6 protein-coding genes are annotated in these 6,286 nt (G+C 58.7%); all 6 read right to left on the bottom strand.

All coding sequences use genetic code 11. From position 1 onward, the window contains the following. Positions 1–454, bottom strand: a 454-nt coding sequence (locus tag NW818_RS03315) for an ABC transporter ATP-binding protein (RefSeq protein WP_414423820.1), incomplete at its 3' end; no start/stop codon positions are given. A gap of 72 nt (positions 455–526) precedes the next feature. After that, on the bottom strand, positions 527–1,486 hold the full coding sequence (ntrB, locus tag NW818_RS03310; protein WP_099834651.1) for a nitrate ABC transporter permease: 960 nt from the start codon (positions 1,484–1,486) through the stop codon (positions 527–529). Between the two features lie 145 nt (positions 1,487–1,631). Next, positions 1,632–2,954 carry a CmpA/NrtA family ABC transporter substrate-binding protein gene (locus NW818_RS03305; protein WP_414357819.1) on the bottom strand — a complete coding sequence of 441 codons (1,323 nt, stop codon included), beginning with the start codon at positions 2,952–2,954 and terminating at the stop codon, positions 1,632–1,634. Positions 2,955–3,015: 61 nt separating this feature from the next. Continuing rightward, positions 3,016–4,563, bottom strand: coding sequence for a ferredoxin--nitrite reductase (locus NW818_RS03300; protein WP_414423819.1), 1,548 nt, complete (start codon positions 4,561–4,563; stop codon positions 3,016–3,018). Between the two features lie 192 nt (positions 4,564–4,755). Then, the gene (locus tag NW818_RS03295; protein ID WP_414387799.1) at positions 4,756–5,895 is read right to left on the bottom strand and encodes a CAP domain-containing protein; all 1,140 of its coding nucleotides are present in this window, start codon (positions 5,893–5,895) and stop codon (positions 4,756–4,758) included. A 16-nt stretch (positions 5,896–5,911) separates the two neighbouring features. Further along, on the bottom strand, positions 5,912–6,058 hold the full coding sequence (locus tag NW818_RS03290; protein WP_187147246.1) for a hypothetical protein: 147 nt from the start codon (positions 6,056–6,058) through the stop codon (positions 5,912–5,914). Positions 6,059–6,286: the final 228 nt, after the last annotated feature.

Genomic DNA, 6,286 nt, shown 5'->3' with positions numbered 1-6,286 from the left:
CAATGGCTACTCGCTGTTTCATCCCTCCTGACAGATGGGCCGGTCGCTTGTCGGCTGCCCCCTGCAACCCCACACGGCGAATGTGTTCTGCCACAATCCGGCTTCGCTCTGCTTTGGGAAGGGATCCCAGCACCTCGTCCACGGCCAGGGCAATGTTCTCCCGCACCGTCAGCCAGGGCAGCAGGGAATAGTTCTGAAACACCACCATGCGATCTGGGCCGGGATCTGTAACTTGTCGGCCCTCCAGGAGAATGCCTCCGCGGGAAGGCTTTTCCAGGCCAGCAATGATGTTGAGTAGGGTCGATTTGCCACAGCCGGAGTGGCCAATTAGCGAGACAAATTCCCCTTTTTGGATCTCCAGGTGGATGTCTTTCAGGACAGGATAGACCTCTCCGTTGTCGAGGAGAAATTCCTTGTCGACATGATCCACTTCAATGTAAGGCTGAGTCTTCATGATTCCCCTGAGATGATTTCTGAGAGCATGGAGAAATTGTCAGCAACCAATCTAAAACTCGGCCAAGCTCATTTAGCGATCCTCAGCCACCACCAGCGAGCCAATCCAAGCCGTGATGCGATCCAGCAGAAGACCCACCATCCCGACATAGATCAAAGCCAGAATGATTTCGCTGATGCGGGAGCTATTCCAGGCATCCCAGATGAAAAATCCAATGCCCACACCGCCAATCAACATTTCCGCTGCCACAATGGCCAGCCAAGACAAGCCCACCCCAATGCGCAAGCCGGTGAAAATATAGGGCACAGTTGCCGGGAAAACGATTTTGAAAAAGTACTTCCAGCCGGACATGCGCACAATTCTGGCCACATTGCGGTAGTCCTGAGGGATCTGCTGTACGCCGACAACGGTGTTGATCAAAATGGGCCAGAGGGCCGTAATGAAGATTACGAAAATGGCGGAAGGGTTGGCATCCCGAAAGGCAGCCAAAGAAATCGGCAGCCAGGCCAAAGGCGGCACCGTGCGCAGCACCTGAAAAATGGGATCCAAAGCCTCGTACAGCCAGCGATTGACCCCGATGATCATGCCGCCCACAACCCCCACCAAGCCAGCCAGGGCAAACCCAATGAACACCCGCCGCAAGCTGGCCCAAATTTGCCAGAACAGCCCTTTGGCATTGCCGCCATAGTCAAAAAAGGGATCTTTAATGAGGGGATCCCAGGTGTCCTGCCAAACCTGGAGAGGGGTGGGCAAGTTGGCTCCGGGGCGGCTATAGGCAATTTGCCAGAGAACGAGCACTATTAAAATGGCCGTGGTGGGCAAAAGAACGCGGCGCAGCACTTGGTGGATTTGGACTCGCTGCCTCCAAGCAGAAGAAGATGCAGAGCTGGCCGGGGAGTGGAGCCCGGCATTGGACTGAAGAACAAAGCCTGGGCTGGTTTTCAGCAGCCAGTGGCCTAGGCCAACCAGTAGGGGAAGCAGGATCCGAAAGAGGTGGTAGCCCAACTGTAGGGCAGAGTGGAAAATCCTCATGGCTTGCTGGGAGTAAGGTTGAAGTCAACTTAAGAGGATCCCAAGAGAGAAGGGGTTTCAGTTGAACACTCTTTGTGGGGATTCGGGGATCCCTTCTCTCCTGGACAGAGGGTTTGCAGCTAACTTGCTGGGGAAAGTTGGGAAATTAGGCCAGCTTCTTAATCGCCAATTTCTCCAGGTAGGCGGCAGGATTTTCGGGATCGAACTGCACCCCGTCGAAGAAGGTTTCCACTCCTCGAGAGGTGCTGGGGGGAATGGCTGCCCCCTGACCAATGGCTTTGGCAGCTTCTCGCCAGAGTTCTTCCCGATTCACCCGCTCCACCAAGGCTTTGGTATCGGTGTCGGCAGGCAGATAGCCCCAGCGGATGTTTTCGGTCAAGAACCAGAGATCGTGGCTCTTGAAGGGGTAGGAAGCGTAGTCCTGCCAGAACTTCATCAGGTGGGGGCTGTTTTCAACGACCTTGCCGGTGCCGTAGTCAAAAGTGCCCCGAGAACGGCCCAAGATATCGGGCACAGGCACCCCCAGCCAGCGGCGGTCGCCGATGATGCGACACATCTCCTCTTTGTTTTCCATCTGGTCGCACCAGATCTGGGCTTCTAGCACCGCTTTCAACAGGGCAAGGGTGGCTTTCGGGTGCGCATCCACCCAGTCGGCCCGCAGGGCAAAGGCCTTTTCCGGGTGGCCGTTCCACAGCTCGCCGGTGGTGAGGGCACTATACCCCTCTTTTTGGTTCACCAGCTGGGCATTCCAAGGCTCGCCCACACAGAGGGCTTCCATGGTTCTGGATTTCATATTGGCCACCATCTGCGGCGGCGGCACCACAATGACGGAGACGTCGCTAGTGGGATCGATCCCGCCTGCGGCCAGCCAGTAGCGCATCCATAGGTCGTGGGTGCCACCAGGGAAGGTCATCGCACATTTGGGATCTTTGCCGGCAGCTCGAAGCTCGGCAAACTTGGCCTTGAGGGGGGAACTATCCAGGCCGATTTGCAAATCCCGATATTGGTTGGAAATGCTGATGCCCTGACCGTCCAGATTGAGACGGGCCAAAATGTACATAGGCACCGGCTTGCCATCGGTAACTTTGCCGGTGGTGATGAGGTAGGGCATGGGGGTGAGGATGTGTGCCCCATCGATGCCGCCGGCGGCGGATCCCAGCACCAAGTTGTCGCGGGTGGTGCCCCAAGAGGCCTGCTTGACCACCTCTACGTCCTTCATGCCGTACTTGTCGAAAAACCCCTTCTCTTTGGCGATGATCAGGGGGGCCGCGTCGGTTAGAGCGATGAACCCCAGCTTGGCGCTGGTGGTTTCGGGAGTATCGGCCTGCGCCACCCAGTAGCCTTTGCCCAAGGATTGCGATTGGGCGCGCGGGATCCCAGCCGTAGCCGCCCCAGCCGTGAGAGCAGCCACCCCGGCCAAAAATTGCCGACGGGAGACGGGAGAGGAAGTGCTGAACAGCTTAGACATCGAAACCTCCAAGATTTACAACGACGAAGAAAGAAAAACTTTCAGGACGGCAACAGAACCGCTAGCGGGTTACCAAAACAGAAGCCTGGGCAGCGGACGGATGCTGACGTGGCTTGGCCCCAAAGTGTTCAATGAGCAGCTCCACCAAGACCGGCTTGAGGTCTTCGCAAGGGATCCCTTTGCGCACGCATTCGCCCAGCTTGGCGTCTTTGCCCACCTCTCCCCCCATGTAGATGTCCACGGCCTCCACCACCCTGCCGTCCTTGCGAGCAGTGGTGCCCATAAGGCCGATATCGGCTACTTGGGGTTGGCCGCAGGAGTTGGGGCAGCCCGTCCAGTGGATGCGCACCGTTTGGGGGATCTCCAGCTCCGCCTCCAGCTCCTCCATCAAGGCCACAGCCCGGTTTTTGGTCTCGATAAGGGCAAAGTTGCAGAACTGGTTGCCCGTACAGGACACCAACCCCCGCTGCAAGGGCCCTGGGTTGGGGGAGAACTTCTTCAAGAGCGGCTCTTTGAGGAGCGGGGCCACTCGGGAGTCGGGCACATTGGGGATGAGCACGTTCTGCTCCACTGTCAGCCGCAGCTCCCCGGAGCCGTACACCTCCGCCAAGCGGGCCAGCTCCATCATCTCCAGGGCGTTGAGCCGCCCCACCGGCACATGCAGGCCGACAAAGTTGAGGCCCGGCTGCTTCTGGGCATGCACCCCCAGCAGATCCCGCTTGTGCCAGACCACCTCATCTTTTTCCGCTGCCCTGAGCAGAGGGTGGCCAGTCTGGCGCTCCACAGCCGCCCGGAACTTCTCTAGGCCCCACTCGTCAATGAGCCACATCAACCGCGCCTTTTGCCGGTTGGCCCGCAGGCCGTGATCCCGGTAGACCAGCAGCACCGCCTCACACAGGGGAACCACATCGCGGGGATCCACCCAGACATCCAGGCCGATAGCCTCGGCGCAGCGGCGAGCCGAGAAAAAGCCGCCCACCAGGACGTTGAAGCCCAGGCGGCCATTTTTGAAGGCGGGCACAAAGGCCAGGTCGTTGATCTCCGCATGCACGGAGTTGTCGCGACAACCGCAGATGGCGATGTTGAACTTGCGCGGCAGGTTGCTGAAGGAAGGGTTGCCCTCGCCGTTGTTGGTGATCATGTCCTGCACCTTGCGAGTGAGGCCGCGCACATCGATCAGCTCATCCGGGTCAATACCGGCCAGAGGGGATCCCGTGATGTTGCGCACGTTGTCCATGCCCGACTGGATGCTGGTCAGGCCTACCTCTTTCAGGTAGCCCAGGATCTGGGGCATTTCCTCGATGGGGATGCCCCGCAGTTGCAGGTTCTGCCGGGTGGTGATGTCGGCTACGCCCTGTTCTCCATAGGGGTGGATGATTGCGCCCAACATCCGCATTTGGCCGCTGGTTAGGATCCCATTGGGCAGGCGCAGCCGCAGCATGAACTGACCTGGGGTGCGCTTGCGAAAGAAGATCCCCAGCCACTTGAGGCGGTGATCCCGGTCGTCTTCAGGAATGTTCTCCCAACCCATCCGGGCAAACGCCTCCAGCTCGGCCTTGACCGCCAGCCCATCCTTTTCGCTTTTGAGGCGTTCAAATTGGTTCGCCATGATCGCTGCCGTGGGGTGAACACTGGCTACCCTAGCGATGACGAACCGTTAACTTTGGTATTGGCAGTTACACTTTGTAACAGGTTATGCAGTTTTGTCATTCTCGAATTGCGCTTTATGCATAAAGTCAGGCTTCCAGGAGCAGCAGACCCCTCTTTCCCCTTTGGGAAAGGGGCTGGGGGTGAGGAAAAGCTAGTTGAGAGGGTTGAAAGAGTTGAAAGGCTCCATCTGCCAGAGCAGACGGGGCGGGATCCCCAGCCCTTCGGTGAGGGGTGCGGGCCGTTGGGAAGTTTGGGGATCGCAGTCGTAGAGAGCGGTGGTGTAGCGGTAGCTGCGGGGGGGGCCACCGTTGAGGCGAATGCCGCTAATTTCAAAGGTGTAGTTGCGATTGGGCTGGATCGAACCCACGGAGTAGGTCAAAGTTTCCAGGCCAAAGGCGGGATCCCCCACGCGGAGATCTCCAACAGGCACCGGCTCGCCGCTGAGGGCATCGGTGATGCGGACTTGGGCTTGGCTGAGATCAGCCTTGCCGCCACGGCTGGGCACCGAGAAAGACCAGCGGTAGGCAGACAGGGGCTGGCCGGAAAACCCTTCTAGGCGGTAGAGGTAGCCGTCTTTCTCCGGGAAGGCGATGAACTCTGGATCTGGCACCGACTCGTCAAAACCGAAGATCCAGTTGGCGTTGGCCTGGGTCACCCGTCCAGCCCGTGGGTCAAAGACAATGCCGTAGGCCCCCTGGGCGTACTGAGGATACAGGTTCCAGCGGCGATGCCCCACATCCACAAAGTTTTCTCGACCTGGCTCGGCAAAATAGATGTCCACCTGCCGCGCCAACACCCGGCCTGGATCGGGGCCGTTCAGCTCTAGGATGGGCCCAACCGCCAGGTTGCTGAAGCGGGATCCCGCCTCCCCAGCAGGGGTAAAGCAGCGCCAAGAAGGGGGCGGCTGGTGGCTGAGAGTACCATTGGCTACCTGCATCAAGGCCGCTTGCTGGGCGGCTTCTAGGAACTGAGGATTGAGCTTCACCGGCGGTAACTGGTGCAACAGCCGTAGAAAATTCAGCCGATCCATCATCTTTTGGGCTGCTGCAGGCGTAAGGCGACCGGGGTTGCAGGTAGCAACCTGGGGCTGTTCGGCGTAAATAGGCCCCGTGAAGCTGCGGGTCTGGCGATCCAGCCGGCACAGGAAGCTGGCAATCGGCACCTCCCCTGCCCGCGGTGGCTCCATCGAGGTAGGGGATCCTCCACAGGCCGCCAGCAGACAAAGACAAAAGATCCCCGCGATCCTCAAAGCCCAAGGCTGAACCAACTTGGGCAACCGCTGCAAGGGCATGCAAAAACCAGCCGAATTATGAGCCGGTGGGGGTGGGGGTGATGCTGGGGGGGCTGACGGTGCTGCTGCTGCTCTCGCCACAAGCAGGCAACAAGCCCAGACAGGCAAACAGGGCTAAGGCTGCCAAAAGCTGGTGGGTCACTTTGGGTTGCAACGTAGCCATGACAACAAACCTCCCAAATGCTGTTGGGTTTGACTCTGTTCTATCACCTGGCCGAGTGGGCCACAGCGTCAAAACTCATGCCGACAAGGGTATAACTTAAGCCCAAGTCAAGGAATGCTCACCCAACTCAGCCACATCCACTAGGGATGACATCGAAGCCCACTTTCTCTCTCCACCCATAGTGGAGTACGGATCCCCACAACTGATACATTCACGCTGAACTCTCCT

Origin of the sequence: Synechococcus sp. R6-5 (genome assembly GCF_047461775.1) — a bacterium.
Lineage (GTDB): Bacteria > Cyanobacteriota > Cyanobacteriia > Thermostichales > Thermostichaceae > Thermostichus.
The sequence above is the reverse complement of the archived record's forward strand: the minus strand, read 5'-3'. Positions and strand labels throughout refer to the sequence as shown.

Bases quoted from the DNA above. Each gene is read 5' to 3' on its own strand.
- NW818_RS03305 (WP_414357819.1), bottom strand. From the start codon at position 2,954: ATGTCTAAGCTGTTCAGCACTTCCTCTCCCGTCTCCCGTCGGCAATTT.
- ntrB (WP_099834651.1), bottom strand. From the start codon at position 1,486: ATGAGGATTTTCCACTCTGCCCTACAGTTGGGCTACCACCTCTTTCGG.
- NW818_RS03295 (WP_414387799.1), bottom strand. From the start codon at position 5,895: ATGCCCTTGCAGCGGTTGCCCAAGTTGGTTCAGCCTTGGGCTTTGAGG.
- NW818_RS03290 (WP_187147246.1), bottom strand. From the start codon at position 6,058: ATGGCTACGTTGCAACCCAAAGTGACCCACCAGCTTTTGGCAGCCTTA.
- NW818_RS03300 (WP_414423819.1), bottom strand. From the start codon at position 4,563: ATGGCGAACCAATTTGAACGCCTCAAAAGCGAAAAGGATGGGCTGGCG.